The organism is Pseudolabrys sp. Root1462, from assembly GCF_001426945.1.
Classification (GTDB): Bacteria; Pseudomonadota; Alphaproteobacteria; order Rhizobiales; family Xanthobacteraceae; genus Pseudolabrys.
In genome coordinates this window covers 1,239,962-1,257,845 of sequence record NZ_LMFS01000001.1, presented here as the reverse complement: position 1 = coordinate 1,257,845, position 17,884 = coordinate 1,239,962, and the positions used below count along the sequence as shown (strand labels likewise).

Annotated in this window: 16 protein-coding genes and 1 pseudogene; 11 read left to right on the top strand and 6 right to left on the bottom strand. The window is 64.1% G+C overall.

The annotated features are described in order from the left end of the window. The first annotated feature begins 35 nt into the window (after nucleotides 1-35). On the top strand, nucleotides 36-827 hold the full coding sequence (locus ASD45_RS06035; RefSeq protein WP_056910661.1) for an alpha/beta fold hydrolase: 792 nt from the start codon (nucleotides 36-38) through the stop codon (nucleotides 825-827). Between the two features lie 10 nt (nucleotides 828-837). On the opposite strand, the gene ASD45_RS06030 is transcribed toward ASD45_RS06035, so the two are convergent. From ASD45_RS06030 to ASD45_RS06020, 3 genes are all read right to left on the bottom strand, one after another. Next, complete coding sequence (locus tag ASD45_RS06030; protein WP_056910660.1) at nucleotides 838-2,388, bottom strand: acetolactate synthase large subunit; 1,551 nt, start codon at nucleotides 2,386-2,388, stop codon at nucleotides 838-840. Between the two features lie 47 nt (nucleotides 2,389-2,435). After that, entirely contained in the window at nucleotides 2,436-3,725 is a 1,290-nt protein-coding gene (gene gabT / locus ASD45_RS06025) for a 4-aminobutyrate--2-oxoglutarate transaminase (RefSeq protein WP_056910659.1), read from the bottom strand. Nucleotides 3,726-3,816: 91 nt separating this feature from the next. Continuing rightward, nucleotides 3,817-4,401 (bottom strand): cupin domain-containing protein, encoded by a 585-nt coding sequence (locus ASD45_RS06020; RefSeq protein WP_082540681.1) that lies wholly within the window; start codon nucleotides 4,399-4,401, stop codon nucleotides 3,817-3,819. A gap of 208 nt (nucleotides 4,402-4,609) precedes the next feature. On the opposite strand from ASD45_RS06020, the gene ASD45_RS06015 reads away from it, so the two are divergent. The 10 genes and pseudogenes from ASD45_RS06015 (at nucleotide 4,610) to ASD45_RS05975 (ending at nucleotide 13,109) form a co-directional block, all read left to right on the top strand. Next, a complete protein-coding gene (locus ASD45_RS06015; RefSeq protein WP_056910658.1) occupies nucleotides 4,610-5,365 on the top strand; it encodes an IclR family transcriptional regulator in 756 nt (251 codons plus the stop codon). 112 nt (nucleotides 5,366-5,477) lie between these two features. Beyond that, nucleotides 5,478-7,094 (top strand): hypothetical protein, encoded by a 1,617-nt coding sequence (locus ASD45_RS06010; protein ID WP_244485220.1) that lies wholly within the window; start codon nucleotides 5,478-5,480, stop codon nucleotides 7,092-7,094. Beyond that, nucleotides 7,091-7,825: a hypothetical protein gene (locus ASD45_RS06005; RefSeq protein WP_056910656.1), complete on the top strand. Its 735-nt coding sequence runs from the start codon at nucleotides 7,091-7,093 to the stop codon at nucleotides 7,823-7,825. Before ASD45_RS06010 ends, ASD45_RS06005 begins: the two co-directional genes overlap by 4 nt. Beyond that, a complete protein-coding gene (locus ASD45_RS06000) occupies nucleotides 7,822-8,787 on the top strand; it encodes a membrane dipeptidase (RefSeq protein ID WP_056910655.1) in 966 nt (321 codons plus the stop codon). Before ASD45_RS06005 ends, ASD45_RS06000 begins: the two co-directional genes overlap by 4 nt. 73 nt (nucleotides 8,788-8,860) lie before the next feature. Beyond that, nucleotides 8,861-8,914: pseudogene (locus tag ASD45_RS24205) on the top strand (hypothetical protein); the annotation flags it as partial. Beyond that, nucleotides 8,913-9,866, top strand: coding sequence for an ABC transporter substrate-binding protein (locus ASD45_RS05995; protein WP_348271238.1), 954 nt, complete (start codon nucleotides 8,913-8,915; stop codon nucleotides 9,864-9,866). The pseudogene ASD45_RS24205 and the gene ASD45_RS05995, both read left to right, overlap by 2 nt. Nucleotides 9,867-9,939: 73 nt before the next feature. Further along, nucleotides 9,940-10,788 carry an ABC transporter permease gene (locus ASD45_RS05990; RefSeq protein WP_056910653.1) on the top strand — a complete coding sequence of 283 codons (849 nt, stop codon included), beginning with the start codon at nucleotides 9,940-9,942 and terminating at the stop codon, nucleotides 10,786-10,788. 2 nt (nucleotides 10,789-10,790) lie between these two features. After that, a complete protein-coding gene (locus ASD45_RS05985; protein ID WP_056910652.1) occupies nucleotides 10,791-11,612 on the top strand; it encodes an ABC transporter permease in 822 nt (273 codons plus the stop codon). Next, complete coding sequence (locus ASD45_RS05980; protein ID WP_082540680.1) at nucleotides 11,609-12,673, top strand: ABC transporter ATP-binding protein; 1,065 nt, start codon at nucleotides 11,609-11,611, stop codon at nucleotides 12,671-12,673. The genes ASD45_RS05985 and ASD45_RS05980 overlap by 4 nt, the downstream gene beginning before the upstream one ends. 34 nt (nucleotides 12,674-12,707) lie before the next feature. Further along, a complete protein-coding gene (locus ASD45_RS05975) occupies nucleotides 12,708-13,109 on the top strand; it encodes a RidA family protein (RefSeq protein ID WP_244485219.1) in 402 nt (133 codons plus the stop codon). A gap of 35 nt (nucleotides 13,110-13,144) precedes the next feature. Here the strand turns inward: ASD45_RS05975 and ASD45_RS05970 are convergent, their stop codons facing one another. From ASD45_RS05970 to ASD45_RS05960, 3 genes are all read right to left on the bottom strand, one after another. Then, nucleotides 13,145-16,351, bottom strand: a complete 3,207-nt coding sequence (locus tag ASD45_RS05970; RefSeq protein WP_056910649.1) for an efflux RND transporter permease subunit — start codon at nucleotides 16,349-16,351, stop codon at nucleotides 13,145-13,147. Next, on the bottom strand, nucleotides 16,348-17,346 hold the full coding sequence (locus ASD45_RS05965; RefSeq protein WP_056910648.1) for an efflux RND transporter periplasmic adaptor subunit: 999 nt from the start codon (nucleotides 17,344-17,346) through the stop codon (nucleotides 16,348-16,350). Before ASD45_RS05965 ends, ASD45_RS05970 begins: the two co-directional genes overlap by 4 nt. A gap of 68 nt (nucleotides 17,347-17,414) precedes the next feature. Continuing rightward, nucleotides 17,415-17,765, bottom strand: a complete 351-nt coding sequence (locus tag ASD45_RS05960; RefSeq protein ID WP_056912614.1) for a metalloregulator ArsR/SmtB family transcription factor — start codon at nucleotides 17,763-17,765, stop codon at nucleotides 17,415-17,417. Nucleotides 17,766-17,884 lie beyond the last annotated feature (119 nt).

Below are 17,884 nucleotides of genomic sequence, written 5' to 3'. Positions count from 1 at the left end.
CGTCGGTGGGCGCCTGAAATGCCGGAGTTCTTGGAATGAGCGGGACCAACACATTCACACGGGACGGCGTCTCGATCCGCTTTCAGGTGGACGGGCGCGAAGGCGCACCGTGGATCGTGTTCAGCAATTCGATCTGCACGGACCTGTCCTTATGGGAAGGTCAGGCGGCGGCGCTCGCTCCGAATTTCCGCGTGCTCCGCTATGACCAGCGCGGCCATGGCGGATCGAGCGTGCCATCCGCGCCCTGCACTTTCGAGCAACTCGGCGGCGACGTTGCCGCCCTGCTCGATCATCTCGGCATAGCCAGATGCACCTTTGTCGGCCTGTCCATGGGCGTGCCGACCGGCCTGCAGCTTTACAAAGATCAGCCGCAGCGAATCGAAAGGCTGGTCCTCTGTGACGGCCAGGCTGCGACGGCGCCCGCCGGTGCGGCCGGCTGGGAAGAGCGCATCGAGATGGCGCGGCGCGAGAGCATGAGTGCCTTCGCGGATGCCACTGTCGGGCGCTGGTTCACATCCGATCAAGTGAAAGATGGCCGCGCCGACGTCGTGCGGCGCATGATCGCCGAGACGCCGTTCGCCGGATTTGAGGCCTGTGCCCGGGCGCTGCAGAATTATGCCTATGCCGACGTGCTGCCGCGCATCGCGGTGCCGACGCTACTGATCGCCGGCAAGGACGACGGCAAGATGCCGGAAACGATGGCGCGCATGCGCGACGCGATTTCCGGATCTCAGTTCGTGGAAATTGCGTCGGCCGGTCACATTCCCGGTATCGCGCAGCCCAGCGTCTTCAATCGCGCCCTGCTGGGATTCCTCGGCGTTCGTTAATCGCCGGCGATCAGAGGATCGCTTCGATGAGGAACGGCCCGTTCTGGCGCAGGCCATGCGTCAGGGCGCGCGCGAAGTCTTCGCAGCTTTCGGCGCGGACCGCTTCGACACCCATGCCCTTCGCCAGCGCACACCAGTCGAGCGCCGGGTCGTCGATGTCGAGCATGCGCCGCGCATTGCGGCCGAAATCATTGACGCCGACGTTGCGCATCTCACCCTTGAGGATCGAATAGCCGCGGTTCGAAGCGATGATGGTCAGCACGTTGGCGCGCTCGCGCGCCTGCGTCCACAGGCCCTGCACCGTGTACATGCCGCTGCCGTCGGCCTGTAACGAGACGACCTTGCGGTCGGGACAGGCAATCGCCGCGCCGGCGGCCAGCGGAATGCCGATACCGATCGAGCCGCCGGTCAGCGGCAGATGATCGTGCGGCGCCATGGTCGGCGCCAGCGATCCGAGCTTGCCGATCGAAGTCAGGATTTCCTCGACGAGGATCGCGCCTTCCGGCAACGCCCGCGCCACCATCATCGACATCGCGTCAGGCGTCAGTTTTCCCGTCGGCGTCGGCAGATCGCGCGCGGTGAAGTCATGAATGCCGGCCGGCTTCGTCGTCACCGCGCCGATTTCGCCCGCCAGCGCATCGAGCACGGCAAAAAGATCGTGCTCGACCCCCGCAAGCTCGATCACCTCGCAGCCTTGCGGCAGCAGATCGCCGGGCTTGCCCGGATAAGCGAAGAAACCCACCGGCGTTCGCCCGCCGATGAGAATGACAGTCGAGAAGGATTTGAACGCCTCGACCGCGAGGTCGATCGGATACGGCACGGCCTGCGGCGTGACACGGCCGGCGCCGCGCTCCCAGCGCGCGGCGCGCTGCGTGAACAGCGCCGCGCCGGTCGCCGCGCTGATGCGGCCGGCAAGATCGAGCGCGTCGGCGCGCATGGCGCGGCCGCCGAGAATGAGCGCAGTCCTGCCGCCGCCTTTGAGCACCTGCGCCGCCGCCTTCAGCGCGTCACGCGAGAAGTCCGGCTGTGTCGGCAAGGTGACCGGGCTCGGCGTCTGCGCCGTCGCCTCGCCCCACGCGGCGTCGGCGTGAAGGATCAGCGTGGCGACGCCCCGTTCGCGCACGGCGGCGACATAGGCGGCTTCGGCCTTGCCGCGTACATCGTCGGCACTGGTGGCACGCCCGACCCACTGCGACATCGGCCGCGCCAGGCTGTCGATGTCGCTGGTCAGCGGCGCGTCGTACTTCAGGTGATAAGTCGCATGATCGCCGACGACATTGATGATCGGCGTACGGGCTCGTCGCGCGTTGTGCAGGTTGGCAAGCCCGTTGGCGAGCCCGGGCCCGAGGTGCAGCAAGGTCGCCGCCGGTTTGTCAGCCATGCGCGCATAGCCATCGGCCGCCGCGGTGACGACGCCCTCGAACAGGCCGAGCACGCAACGCATCTGCGGCTTGCGGTCGAGCGCCGCGACGAAATGCATCTCCGAGGTGCCTGGATTGGCAAAGCAAACGTCAACGTCATTGGCGAGCAAGACATCGCAAAGAAGATCGGCGCCGTTCATTCCACACTCACCAGATCGGAGTTGCTATCGCGCACCCTGCCGCAGTCTTATGGCTGCGACAAGGCGGCTTCGATGGCCGCCTCGAGGAGATCGAGCGCCTCGGTGAGCGTGTCGTCCTCGATGGTCAGTGGCGGCAGCAGGCGCACGACATTGGCGCGGGTGCCGCAGGGCAGCACGATGACGCCGCGTTTTTCCGCCTCGGCGATGACAGCGTTGGTCAGTTGCGGCGCCGCCGCCTTGCTGGCGCGATCCTCGACCAGTTCGAACGCCACCATGGCGCCGAGACCGCGGACATCGCCGATACGTTCATTGCCCTGACGCGCCGCGATGGTGCGCAGACGTTCCGTGATCTTGTCGCCGATCACCGTCGCGCGGGCGCAGAGTTGTTCTTCCTCGAGCACGTCGAGCACGGCGTTGGCTGCGGCAACCGCGAGCGGATTGCCGGCGAAGGTGCCGCCAAGCCCGCCGGCATGAACCGTATCCACCAGTTCGGCGCGGCCTGTGACCGCGGACAGCGGGAAGCCGCCGGCCAGCCCCTTGGCCATGGTGACCAGGTCAGGCCGCACGCCGGAATGCTCGATGGCCAGCATGCGGCCGGTGCGCGCCATGCCTGTCTGGATTTCATCGACGATCAGCAGAATGCGGTGGCGGTCTGCGATCTCGCGCAGCTTCACCAGGAAGTCGCGCGAGGCGACGTTGAAGCCGCCCTCGCCTTGCACCGGCTCGATCAGGAACGCGGCGACGCGCTCGGGATCGATATCGGAGGCAAACAGGCGCTCGAGGCTGGCGATGGCTTCCTCGACGCTCGGGCCGGTGTAGGCATTCGGGAACGCGGCATGAAAGATGTCGGACGGGAACGGGCCGAAGCTCTTCTTGTAGGGCTGCACTTTCCCGGTCAGCGCCATGCCGAGCATGGTGCGGCCGTGGAAGGCGCCGGAAAAAGCAATGACGCCCGGCCGCTTCGTCGCGGCGCGCGCGATCTTCACGGCATTCTCGACCGCTTCGGCGCCGGTCGTCACCAGCATGGTGCGGTTTTCGGCGCCGGTCGGCACCAGCGCGTTGAGCCGCTCGGCGAGGCGGATGTAATCCTCGAACGGCGCCACGTTGAAGCAGGTGTGCGTGAAGCGCTCGGTCTGGGCGAGCACCGCCTGCATCACCTTCGGGTGGCGATGCCCGGTATTGTTGACCGCAATGCCGGCAGCGAGGTCGATATAGCGCTTGCCGTCGACGTCCCAGAGTTCGGCGTTTTTGGCGCTCTGCGCAAAGATAGCGCGGGTCGCGATACCGCCTGCCACCGCCGCCTTCTGACGCTGAAGTAGTTGTGCCGATGCCGTCATGGAAAACCGCCTTTCTGGGAGGAGAGACGCTTCGGCCTTAGCACTGCTCAATATTTTGAGCAACGGCTGCTCAGTATCTTGGCCAGTTTCCCTACAGATACGGCGGCGTACAGGCCGAGATGACCACAGTCCGGCCGGCCGAGACGTTTCGGAACCGGTGCGGGATTCGGCTGTCGAACAGGTAAGCCTCGCCGGCTTTCAGCACCTGCACCTCGTCGCCGACCGTCACCTCGAGCTCGCCCTCGATGACATAGCCGCCTTCACTGGAGGCGTGCTGCAGGCGGGTCTCGCCAGTGTCGGCCTGGGGTTCGTAAACCTCGTGGAGAATCTGCAGGTTGACGGCGCGGGCATCGCCGACCTGGCGAAAGGTCATGCGGCCGGTGCCGTCCCCGATGGCGCTCGCGGCCACCTTGGAAGTGAGGTCGACCAGCTCATCCGCCCTGAAAAACGGGCCCGACGGCAACTGCCGCTCCGGCTCGAAGAAGTCGGCCATGCTGACGCCGAGGCCGCCCAAAATCTTGCGCAAGGTCGCGACCGACGGGCTGACCTTGTTCTTCTCGACGTTGGAAATCTGCGCATGCGGCACGCCGGCGCGCTCGGCGAGCTGCCGCTGCGACAGCGCCGAGGCCGAGCGCATCGCCTTCAGCCGGGCGCCAATGTCGAAGTCCGTTTCCACGATGTCCTCGTCCTCACATCTCAGGGCTCGCCGCGCGACTCTCCGGAGGCGCGACGGCCTTCCGCAGCGGGGCTGCACCGCTCCGAGTCCTAAAGTACCGGAGTTTCGCTAGCACGCTCAGTCACCTAGCCGAAGCTATCCAACTTGTAAAAAATATTGAGCAAGCCCTGTTGACTCAGATCAAGGTTTTGCCAATGCTGTATCTCAAATGGATACCACGTATTCAAATAGAATATCTGATGAAGGCGGCGTTCGCCCCCTTTCAACCGCGCTGAAGACCATCGCGGTGCTGGAAGTGCTGGCGAAAAGCCCGCGCGGTATGCGGCTGCAGGAAATTGCGACCTCGCTTGGCCTTTCGCGGCCGACCGCTTACCAGCGGCTGCTGACGCTGTCCGAAGCCGGCCTCATCGAACAGGACGATCAATCCCGCTACCGGCTGTCGATGCACTTGTGCCGGTTTGCCGCTGCGGCGCTCGAACAAGCGGATCTCGGCACCCGCGTGCTGCCGATCCTGCAGAACCTCGTCCACGAGGTGAAGGAAACCGCCTCGCTTGCCGTGCTCGATCGCGGTCAGCCCTGCATCGTGTCGCGCGTCGAATCCGACAGCGTGCTGCGCGCCGAGCAGAAGATCGGCACGACCATGTCGCTCGAAGGCTCGGCTTCCGGCCGCATCCTCACCGCCTTTGCCGACGAGGCGACCTTGCGCCGGCTGAAGGAAAGCGGCGAGGAGCTCGCCGCCGACGAGATCATCGCCGAGGCCCGTCTCAATGGCTACGCGCTGTCGAGCGGCTACACCCAGGCCGGCGTCCGCGCCATCGCCGCGCCGGTGTTCGACCTGCAGGGCCGCTGCGCCGCGACCGTCTCGCTGGTAATGCCGGCGACCCGTTTCCAGCTCGAACAGTTCAAGGCCCCGCTGCTGCGCGCCGCCGAGGATGTCACCCGGTTGCAGCAGGGATTGCGTTGAGACGACGATGACGGCACCGAACACGCCCAGCACGCCGAAGGCAGCCCCCCGCCCCCGCCCCGCCACTGAATTGATGCGTCCGGAGCGGCTCGCAGCCCTGCAGCCGAGCCGCATGAGCATCACGCGTTCACTGATGAACCGCATGCTGCGGGAGCGTTGGGACATCCGTCAGGAACGCTTCGACGTCGATGCCAATGCCAATGGCACCGTGATTTATTCGATCAAGACGCCGACGCAGCAATTCTCGTTTATCGCCTTCTCGTTTCCCCCGAGCCGCACCGCGCGCACCGGCCGTATCATCGGCCGCGCCTGGGACATGATGGGCACGCTCAATGAAGGGCCGGCCAGCGATGCCGACGTCGAACTGGCGCGGCGCGAACTGCCCAAGCTGTATCGCGGCCGTGCTACGCCTAAGTCATTGGTCTGGGCGCGCGCCAACCGCTCGATGCGCATCTTCGATCAGACGCTCGACGCGCTCGCCGCGGGGGAGCAGCCGTCGGTGGAGATGCTGGCGCAGGTCTGTTACCTGATGCGCAATACCGGCCTCGACGGCAACGGTACCTTCGGTACGCGTTCGTTTCCGTCGCTCGGCACCGACCATGCGCTCGGAGGTGTATTGCAGGCGCAGATGGTCGCCGCCTATCTGATGCGCGAATATTCGTGCGATCTTGTCGAGCACCTTGCCAAATTGAAATCGGATAAAGCGGTGCCGCTCGATCCAGCACTGCGCCGATTCCTCGGCGTCGGCAATGGCTCGGCGCTTGGCCTCATCTTCTTCATTCACCGCCATCCGCGCCTGATCGGCAGCTGGCTGGCGGCGCGCGAGGAAGCAATCGCGAAGGCGGCCGCTCTGCCCGTCCGAAAAGGTGATGCGCGCGCCGAAACACTGCTCGGCCTGGTCCGCCGCGCCATCGATTTTCGCCGTGAAGACCGCGTCGTCTATGAGACCATCACCAACAGCGCCGATATCGCCGACGATCTCGAGATGATTGCCTCCGCTCTCGTCGAACTGCGCGACACCGGACTGGTCGCCGGCCGGCAGGAGAGCTATCCCCTTCACGCCATCGCGCGGCGTCTCGAGACGCAGGTCAAACCCGAGGCGCTTGAAACCTTCAACTCGTTACTGATCGAACTGGTGCCGGAAACCGCAGACGCGTTGGCCACCACGGTAACCGGCGCCGACGAAGTGACCGTCCAGCCATCGCAAAGCGTGGCCGAGCTGATCGCGCTCATCAAGGCACAGTATCAATGGGCGCTCGACATCGATATGTCGGCTCCCGATGCGTACAAATACGTCTGGTACAAATCCGAGACGGCGGAAGAACCGCGCCGCGGCGCCCGTATCGAGGCGCCCGAAGCGCTCGACCTCGGCTTCGACATCTGCGGCGGCGTTCAAGGCCTGCTCGCCGACCTCACCGCCGAGCCCGACGCGACGCTGTCGGTCGCCCGCTTCCTGATGCGTCACCCCGCGCACCGCTATCTGGTGGCACGCATTCAAGCGCTTCGCGCCATGGCCTATCACACGCCGATCGCCAACATTAACGCCGAGAGTTTCACGCCGATCGACCTGGTACGGCTGATGAATGCCGGCCTGCACGGCGTCGACAAGACCCGCGACTTCCTCCGCCGCAACTTGCGCGGCGTGCTCTATCACGGCGCGCCGACGCCGGACGAGATCCGCGCCGGCAAGGAAGGCGTCTGGGCCTATCCTCCGGAGCCTCATTCATGAACTGCGCGCCGACCGACCTGACCTTGCGCATCATGCCGCGCGAAATGCGCATGATGACCGAGCGCGTTTTTTCGCTGTCCGGCCAGCCCAAAGGCTTCTTCCTGATGGTGCAGGACGTGGTGATGTATTCGCAGAGGCTCGGCCTTGGCGGATTCGCTCTGCTCGAGAAGCGCTGGGCAGAGCTCAAGAAAGCCGATCCATCGCGCGTGTCGATCGCCGCCGAGGCGGGCGACACGCTGACCCTCGATGCGGCAGGCCAGCCTGCCTGGTTCATCATTCCAACCGTCATCGACCTGCTTGGCGAACTGGCGGCCCGTCACGGCCGCGCCACCATAACTGTAACGAATGCCGCAGATGCGGCTGAGCTGCGCGTCGCCGCCGATCTTGCGGCTCGCAGTGGCCTTCGGGTCGCCTTCAGCGACAACGGACAGCCGACTTTGACTGCCACGGCAGCCGCATCGACGGGCAAGATCGATCAGGACGAACCCTTGTTGTGGGACCTCCTCCAAAACGGCGTCGCCATCGACGCCGACTTGTGGTGGCGCATCTACGCTATCGCCCAGACGGCGCTTGCGCCCGATAGCGTCGTGTCGCGACGCCACGCCGGTCCGGTCATCGTCAATGACGACGGCTCGATCATCGGCCGCAAGGACAGCGACGACGAGACCGATCTGAGCTTCCTCATCGCGCCTCTCAATTCAGAGTCCAAGAAAGAAAGCGTCGGCCCATGATCATTGACGGTTTGCAGTGTGGACATTTCGACCGGGCGGCCATTCAGGCGCTGCAGGCCGGCAAAGTCGGCGGCGTCGTCGTTACCTGTGGCTTCTGGGAAGGCACCGTTGAATCGCTCGACTCGCTCGGCCGGTGGCGCGACCTGGTTCGGGAAAACGCCGATGTCGCGGAAATCGCCCTCACGTCGGCGGACGTCAAGCGCATCGGCGAAGCCGGCAAGGTCGCGGTAATCCTCGGCTTCCAGAACTCCAACTTGTTCGAAGGACGCATCCGCTTCGTCGAACTGTTCGCCGAACTCGGCGTGCGCGTCGTGCAGCTTACCTACAACAACCAGAACGAACTCGGCGGCAGTTGCTACGAGACCGAGGACTCTGGACTCGCCCGCTTCGGCAAGGAAGTCGTGCGCGAGATGAACAAGGCCGGCATTCTGGTCGATTGCAGCCATGTCGGCGACCGCACAACGCTCGACGCCATCGAAGCGTCGTCAAAGCCCATCGCGGTGACGCACGCGAACGCGCAAGCGGTGTTCGAGCACAAGCGAAATAAGTCGACCGACGTGCTCAAGGCGCTGCGCGAGACCAAGGGCGTGATCGGTTGCGCCACTTACCGCAACATCACTGGTGACTTCTACTGCAAGACCATCGAAAACTGGTGCACGATGGTTGCCAAGACCGTCGAGATCGCCGGCATCGATTCCGTCGCCATTGGCACCGACCGCAGCCATAACTTCACTGCGCCGGACTATGCGTGGATGCGGCAGGGCCGCTGGACGCGCGGCGTCGATTACGGCGCCGGCTCGGCCTCAAAGCCAGGCAAGCAGCCGCCGCCGGAGTGGTTCCCCAAAGTCGAAGACATCAAGATCATTCCTGACGGCCTCCGCAGCGTTGGCTTCTCGCCGGAAGAGGTCGCCAAGATCACGCACGGCAACTGGCTACGTCTCTATGAAGCGACTTTCGCGTAACACCACGAGGGGAGTAGGAAATGACAATCTACCGGCCGGGATCTAAAGGCCTGATTGCGCCCAATCGCCGTAGTTTCATCAAGGCGTCCGGCGCCGCGCTCGGCGCCGCCGTCTTCGCGCCGCATATCGCGCGTGCGCAAGCCAAGGCCCTTTACATCAACACCTGGGGCGGGCCCTGGGAAGTCGCCGCGCGGGCCAACCTGTTTGACCCGTTTACAAAGGAGACGGGCATCGAAATCCGTACCGTTTCGCCGGTATCGTTTGCGAAACTCGCAGCGCAGGTCAAAACCGGAACCTACGAATTCGACATCACCACACTCGGTGGCGGGGAGTTGATCCGCGCCAACGACGTCAAGCTCATCGAGCCGTGGACGACCGAGCCCTATAAAGGTGCGGTGTTCGAGAACGGCGTCGCCTCGCATGCCTTCGCAACGATCATCGGCTATCGCAAGGACAAGTACCCGAACGGCGGGCCGAAGGACTGGAAGGATTTCTGGGACGTCGCCAAGTTTCCCGGGCCGCGCTCTCTTCAGCGCTACCCGGTGCGCGTATTGCCGCTGGCCTTGCTCGCGGACGGCGTGCCGATGAACAAGCTCTATCCCCTCGACGTCGACCGAGCCTTCAAATCGCTCGACAAGATCAAGCCGCATGTGCGCGTGTGGTGGACTGCCGGCAATCAGTCGGCGCAGATCCTGCGCGACGGCGAGGTCAACATGATCGGCATCTGGCACAGCCAGTATTTCACCGCGCAGGACACCGGCGCGCCGCTCGGCATGACCTGGAACCAAGGCGAGACCGATGTCGCCTATTGGGTCGTCGCCAAGGGCACGCCCAACGCCGCCGCCGCGCGCAAGTTCATCGAGTTTGCGACCTCGCCGAAGCCGCTGGCCGGCTTCGTCACGCAGGCATCCTACGGTCCGATGAACCCGGCCGCCAACGAGTTCATCCCGGCGGACAAGGCCTCGCGCATGCCGACGTCGAAAGAGAACCGGCCTCAGATCTTCGATCAGGACATCGCCAAACTCGGCGCCGATCCCGCCGACATCTCACGCCGCTTCGAGGAATGGCTGGCGGCCTGACGCCTCAATGCAAAGCACGGTCCGGACGCCAATAGCGTCCGGACCGCTTAGATCAAGGGATAACGGAGCAATAATGCAGGCGACAATCGCCAAGCTCGCGGAAAGACCGAACCTCTGGCCCTGGCTGCTGCTGACGCCGCTCGCCATCTATCTGGCCGTGTTCTTTCTGGTGCCGCTCGCGAACGTCGTATTCATGAGCTTCACCGAACCACGCCTGACGCTCGCCAACTACGAGCGCGTGCTCACCGGCGCTTTGTACCAGCGCGTCTTCGTCAATACGTTTGCGACCGCCGCCCTGGTCACCGCCGTTTGCCTTCTGGTCGGTTACCCCCTCGCCTTCCTGATGACCCGCAGTTCGCCGCGCACGGCGATGCTGATCCTGACGCTGGTCACCATGAGCTTCTGGACCAGCTTCCTGGTGCGCACCTATGCCTGGATGGTGCTGCTCGGCGACAGTGGGCCGATCATCGGGTTCCTCAAAGCGATCGGCATTGAGCAACCGCCGCATCTCCTGTTCACACGTTTCTCTTCGACGCTGGCGATGGTCCATATCCTGGCGCCGTACATGATCATGAACATCTACTCGGTGATGCGAAAGATCGACCCGGTGCTGATCCGCTCGGCGCAGAGCCTGGGCGCGCGCGGCGCGGCCCTGTTTCGTCACGTCTACTTGCCGCTAACCGCCCCCGGCATCGCCAACGGCTCTGTTCTGGTCTTCGTCATCTGCCTCGGCTTCTACGTGACGCCGGTGCTGCTCGGCTCACCGCGTGAGCAAATGATAGCCGGTCTGATCGGTACCGAGATCGAGGAATTCCTCGCCTTCGGCCGCGGCTCGGCCATGGCGATCATCCTGCTGCTGATCACCCTGGTGATCCTGACGATCTATCACCGCCGCTTCGGCCTCGACAAATTGTGGGGCTGACGATGAACCGGTTGCTGATCACCCTCGGCATTATAGCGGTCGTTTTCGTCGTGGCGCCGCTCGTCATCGTCGTGCCGATGTCGTTCTCCAACGCACGGTCGCTGCAATTCCCACCGCCGGGCTACTGGTTCGGTTACTACCACGCATACTTCACTGACATGCGCTGGCTGAGACCGACCTGGAACAGCATCATCATCGCCGCCGGCACCACGGTGCTGACCATGATCCTGGTGGTGCCGGCGACATTCGCTTTGGTGCGCCACCGCTTCGCCGGCAAGAGCTTCGCCGACGTGATGCTGCTGATGCCGCTGGCGGTGCCACACATCGTCATGGCCGTCGGCTACTACTCTTATCTCGGCATGTTCGGCCTGGTGCAGACCCATCTCGGCGTCATCCTGGCGCACACTTGCCTGTCGGTGCCGATCGCCTTCCTGGTCCTGTCGGCTAACCTCAAGGGCTTCGACCGCACCCTTGAGCGGGCGGCGCAGAGCCTTGGCGCCAGCCCGGTCCGCACCTTCATCCACGTCACGCTGCCGATCCTCAAACCCGGCCTCATCATCAGCGCGCTGTTCGCCTTCATCCAGTCGTTCGACGAAACGGTGGTGGCGATCTTCATCTCGGGCCGCAATGCCGAGACGCTGCCGCGAAAGATGTTCGACAGTATCCGTCAGGAGGCCGACCCGGTCATCGCCGTGGTTTCGACGCTGCTGTTCGCTCTCGTGCTCGCCGGCATCGTGCTGCCGCCGCTTCTGAAATCGCTGCGCAGCCGCGTGACTCCGGCCCCGGCCGCCCAGGCCCTCTCAACTGCCGAAAATCAATCATGACCAGCTATCTGCGGCTCACCGACGTCTCGAAGATCTACGGCACCGTCACGGCGCTGTCGAAGATCGACCTCACCGCCGAGAAGGGCGAGTTCGTCACCTTCCTCGGCCCCAGCGGCTCTGGCAAGACGACGACGCTGATGATCGTCGCCGGCTTCGAGAAAGCGACGACGGGCGACGTCATGATTGACGGGCGCTCGATCTCGGCAATGGCCCCGCACGAGCGCAATATCGGCATCGTGTTCCAGAACTACGGCCTGTTTCCGCACAAGACAGCTCGGGAGAATGTCTATTTCCCACTGCAGATGCGTGGCCAGGCCAAGGCGCAAGGCCTGCGCAAGGCGGCCGAGATGCTCGATCTTGTCGGCCTCAAGGATCTTGGCGACCGCTATCCGAAGGAAATGTCGGGCGGTCAGCAGCAGCGCGTGGCCCTCGCGCGCGCGCTTGTGTTTGAGCCGTCGCTGCTCCTGCTCGACGAGCCGCTCGGCGCGCTCGACAAGAACCTGCGCGAACAGATGCAGATCGAGATCAAGCGCATCCAGCGCGCGCTCGGCGTCACCACGGTATTCGTCACGCACGACCAGTCCGAGGCGATGTCGATGTCGGACCGCATCGTCGTCTTCGACAAGGGCCGCATCGAACAGGCGGCAACGCCGCTGGACATCTATCACCGGCCGCAGACCAAATTCGTCGCCGGCTTCGTCGGCGAAAGCAACCTGGTCGAAGCGACCGTCACCGATGCTGCTGCCGGCAAAGCTGACGCCGCAGAACTCGGTCAGTGCGACTACAAGCCGGACGCCGCGCTCAAGAACGGCCAGGCGGTGACCCTGCTCATCCGCCCCGAGCACATCAAGCTGTCGCGCCAACCGCTCGAAGGGCGGAAGAACGTGCGTATCAAGGTCGATACGATCGTCAATTATGGCGACAACGCCCTGCTGATGGGCCACACCGAGAAGCGGACACTGCGCTGCCGCGTGCTCGGCGCCGACATCGTGATCATCAAGGAAGGCGACGAGTGCCATCTGAGCTGGCTGCCCGACGCCGTCGTGCCGATCGCGGGATGACGCTCCCTCTCCCTGCTTAAGAAAGTTGCCGACAATGACGTCCATGCTTCCGTCCGGCGCCGACGCGCTGATCGAGCGCTTCGGCATTGGCAAGCGCGCCAGCATCGCCGTGGCCCACAACGGAACCGGCTATTTTGCCGTGACGCCGCAGACGCCCTATGACGGCGCGCTCAGCGTCGCCGAACAGACGCGGCAGTTGCTGGCAAAAGCCGACGGCCGTCTGGCCGAGATCGGCAGCGACAAGAGCAAGTTGCTGTTCGTCGCCGTCGTCCTCGCGGACATGGTCGGCTATGCCGAAATGAACGAAGTCTGGGATGACTGGGTGAGCGGCATCGCGCCGCCCTCGCGGGCCTGCTTCAGCGCCGCGCTGGCAAGCCCTTCCCTGAAGGTCGAGATGATCATGATCGCGGCGGTCGGCGAGCGAGCCACGGCGTAACTCCGGCAAGCCGCTCGGGACGTGCACGCGCCTGATCAGGTCGCTCGGTCCGGGTCCCGCAATACGACGTAGATTGCCGGGATTACAAGCACGGTCAGCAGCGTCGAGGACGCCAGGCCGAACAGCAGCGAGATCGCCAGCCCTTGGAAGATCGGGTCCAGCAGGATGGTCGCGGCGCCAATCATGGCAGCGAGCGCCGTCAGCAGGATCGGCTTGAAGCGCACCGCGCCGGCCTCGACCAGCACTTCACGCAAGGTCTTACCCTGCCCGGCGCCGTGATGGATGAAATCCACCAGGAGGATCGAATTGCGGACGATGATGCCGGCGAGTGCGATGAACCCGATCATCGAGGTCGCCGTGAACGGCGCGCGGAACATCGCGTGCCCGAGTACGATGCCGATAAGCGTCAACGGGATAGGCGTCAGGATGACCAGCGGCAGCTTGAAGCTGCCAAACTGCGCGACGACAAGAATATAGATGCCGAGGATGGCGACCATGAAGGCGGCGCCCATGTCACGGAAGGTCACGTAAGTGATTTCCCACTCGCCGTCCCACAGCAGCGCGGTCTTGCCCTCGTTCTCGGGTTGGCCGTGAAAGCGAATCTCCGGCTTGCCGAGCGCGCCCCAATTATGCGCTTCCACGAGTTTGTTCACGTCCAGAATGCCGTAGATTGGCGCTTCATAGGCGCCTGCCAATTCAGCCATCACCATATCGGCGAAGCGGCCGTCGCGACGGAAGATCGTTGGAGAGCCGGCCTCTTTCGTCACGTGGACCACGTCCCCGAGTTCGACCACGGTCTTGTTGCCCGGCACGGTATTGGCGGCGACCGGCGTCGAAGCGAGCGTGTCGTTCCACGACAGCCGGCTTTTCGGTAACCGAACGACGATCTCGATCGGATCGCGGCCCTCGCCGCGGTGCGAATAGCCGACCGAGGCACCGCCAAACAGGGCGGCAATAGTGTCGTAAACATCGCGCTGCTCGACGCCGAAATACTCCAGCCGATCCTGGTCGATTGAGATGCGGAGTCGGGGCTGCGGCTCGCCAATCGAGTCGTCGATATCGACGATATACGGCACCGAGGCGAAGATCTTCTTGAGTTCATTCACGGTCGTGCGACGCGTGTCCGAATCCGGCCCATAGACCTCCGCCAGCAAGGTGGCGAGCACCGGCGGTCCGGGCGGCACCTCGACCACGCGCAGCACCGCGCCCGGCGGCAGAACGACGGCCTTGAGGCGTTCGCGCAGGTCGAGCGCAATGTCATGGCTGGCACGGCTGCGATCGCTCCGCGAAGCGAGGTTGAGATGCAGTTCGCCGAGCTCAGGTTGCTCGCGAATGTAATAATGACGCACCAACCCGTTGAAATTGAACGGGGCCGGGGTGCCGGCATAGGTCTCAACCGAGCGGACTTCCGGCAGCGAGTGAACCACGTCAGCGACGGCGAACAAGGTGCGTTCGGTATCCTCGAGAGTCGAGCCTTCCTTGAGGTCGAGGACGACGGCAATCTCCGATTTATTATCAAAGGGCAACAGCTTGACCGTCACGGTTTTGGTCACGAACAGCAGGCAGACGGCCAAAGTCGCGATGCCGACGGCAATGAGGAACGTCCACGCCGAACGCCGGCTTCGCACGATGGGCGTCGCAATCCGGCGATAGAACCTGCCGAGAGCGCCCTCCCCATGTGCGCCCCCGTGGACATGCAGTGCCGATCCTTCCGGCTGCAGGCGCACCATGAGCCAGGGCGCGACCACCATGGCGACGAAGAACGAGAACAGCATCGCCGCCGAGGCGTTGGCCGGGATCGGCGCCATGTAAGGCCCCATTAGTCCGGAGACGAACAGCATCGGCAGGAGCGCGGCGATCACGGTGAGCGTCGCCACCACGGTCGGATTGCCGACTTCGGCGACCGCCTCGATGGCCGCCTGCATTCGGCTGCGCCCGTCGCGCATCGCCCAGTGCCGCGCGATATTCTCGATCACGACGATGGCGTCGTCGACGAGAATGCCGATTGAAAAGATGAGCGCGAACAGGCTGACACGGTTGATTGTGTAGCCCATGATCTTGGCGGCAAACATCGTCAGCAGGATCGTGGTCGGGATGACAACCAACGTCACTAGCGCCTCGCGCCAGCCGATAGCGAACGCGATCAGTATTACGATCGATACCGTGGCGAGGCCGAGATGAAACAGCAGTTCGTTGGCCTTCTCGCTCGCGGTCTCGCCATAGTCGCGCGTCAGCGTGACTAAAACGTCGTCGGGCACCAGCCGCTGCTTCACGTCCTGTAGCCGGCCGAGCAGATCTTCGGCAACGACCACCGCATTGGCCCCGGCCCGCTTGGCGAAAGCGACGCTCACCGCCGGGACTCGCGACCATTGCCCGCCCTTTTCCGGCATGTCCATCCAGACGCGATGCTCCTTGGGGCTCGGCCCAATCACCACGGTAGCCACGTCGCGAACGTAGACCGGACGGCCGTCGCGGGTCGTCAACAGCAACAGGCCGATGTCGGGAACGCCGGATAAGGTTTGCCCGGCGCTGACGGTGCGCATCGCGCCGGCGTCGCGCACGGCGCCGGCCTGAAACGACCGGTTGGCGTCGCGGACCTTGGCAACGAGCTGCTGCAACGTGACGCCGTAGAGCGACAGTTTTTCGGGATCTGGCTCGACTCGGATCTGCTGCGCGTTGCCGCCAGAAATGTACGTGAGACCGACATTGTCGGTCTTCATCAACTCGAATTGCAACTGACGCGCCAGCGCGAACAAGTCTTTGTCGGTGTAACGCGACGCAGCCTCCGCCTTCGGCGACAGCGTAAGGACAACGACGGCGACGTCGTTGATGCCACGGCCGACGATCACCGGCTCGGCGATGCCTACCGGAATTCGTTCGATGTTGGCGCGAATCTTCTCATGGACACGCACGATGGCGTCATCCGACTTGGTGCCGACGAGAAATCGTGCCGTGACCATGACCCGGTCGTCGACGGTCTGGCTATAGACGTGCTCGACGCCGTCGATGCCCTTGACGATCGATTCCAGCGGCTTGGTGACGAGCTCGACGGCATCCGGCGCCTTGAGGCCGTCAGCGTTGATCATGATGTCGACCATCGGCACGCTGATCTGCGGCTCTTCCTCGCGCGGAATGGTCAACAGCGCAACGATGCCGACAGCGAGGGCCGCCAGCAGGAACAGCGGCGTAAGCGGCGAGCGGATCGTCGCCTGGGTCAGACGTCCCGACAGTCCCAGATTCACGGGCGCACCAGAACGTCGCCGGGTTTCAGACCCGACAGGATTTCCAAGGCGTCCTTCATATCCGGCCGCGGCTGTTCGCGCCCGCGCTGTACCGGGACGTCAACGGCTTGCCCGCTTTCGCGTTGAACGCGGGCGTAATCGATGCCGAAACGGGTGATGATGAAGGACCCCGGGACGATGTAGCTTTCGCGGTCGCCACCGGATACCCAGACGCGGATGCGCTCGCCTACAAAATAGTCGCCGAGACCGGCCACGCGGGCGTCGGCCACGACGCGGCCGTCCTCGATCAGCGGATAGATGAGCGCAATCGTGCCGAACCGAGCGCCATCGCTGCCCAGTCCCTCACCGTCGATCCGCACCGTGTCGCCATTCTTGAGGAATCGAGCGTGTCGCTCCGGCACACGCAGCCGAAGCACGAAATTCTGTTCGGCGATGCTGGCGACCGTTTCGCCGGCCATGATCACCGCGCCGGCCGTCACCGGCACCTTGAGGACGCGGCCTGCGGCCGGCGCGAATACTTTGCCTTCGCTGAGCTGCTGCTCGATCACCGAGCGTTCGGCGACCCGCGAACGCTGCGCGTTGGAGGCGACGTTGAAGGCGGTGCGCGCCTCGTCGAGCCGCGTTTTCGGAATCGTGCCGCTGGTGAACAAACCTTCGGCGCGATCCAGATCCGACTTGGCCTGCGCCACCTGCGCCTCGAGGCCCTGGATCTGGGCATCGAGCGAGTGCATCTGCAAGGCAAGCTTCTCGTCGCCGACGGTGGCAACGAGCTGGCCTTGTTCGACGTGATCGCCCTCCTTCACCGAGAGTTGCGCCACCGTTCCGCCGATGCGGGCGCGCGCCAAGGTGACGTTCGCGGTCTCTACCGTGGCAAAGACAGCCTTCTCATCGGCCACGACACGCGGTGCGACCGTGTAAGTGTCGGCGGCATAGGCCTCCTGCGCCGCCAGCATCATCGCAACCGCGATCAACGTCTTGCCGTACATGACCCGCATGTCCTCGTGCTGGAATTGTCGTTCCGATAGCGCGCCAGCGCATCGGCAGCATTGACCTTGCGCAAGCGCTACCGCTTTGCCTTGCGGGAAGCCGGCTTTTTCGGTCGACTGTTGGTGCGGGGGGCGCAGTAGATTCCGTAAAGAGTTCCGATGACCTGCCGGGCGGGTTCGCTGCCGATCGAATACCAGACGGTCTGACCGTCGCGGCGGGCGTCCACGAGCCCGTCTTTGCGCAGAAGCGCCAGGTGCTGCGATACCGTGGAGTCGCGGATCTTCAGCAGATCAGCGAGTTCGCCGACCGAGCGCGCCTTGTCGATCAACTGGCACACGATGATCAGCCGATAGGGGTGCGACAACGCCTTGAGGAGTGCCCCCGCCTCGTCCGCGGCAGCCACCATTTTGTCCGTTCGAAGCGACATTTGCAGAGCCTTATATTCTATATTGCGAATATACGAATGTTCGTATATATCGTCAATGCCGGCGACCATTCTGGCACGAGCTTTCTTCGCGCGCGCCGGCGAAACTCTTCAGGCACAGG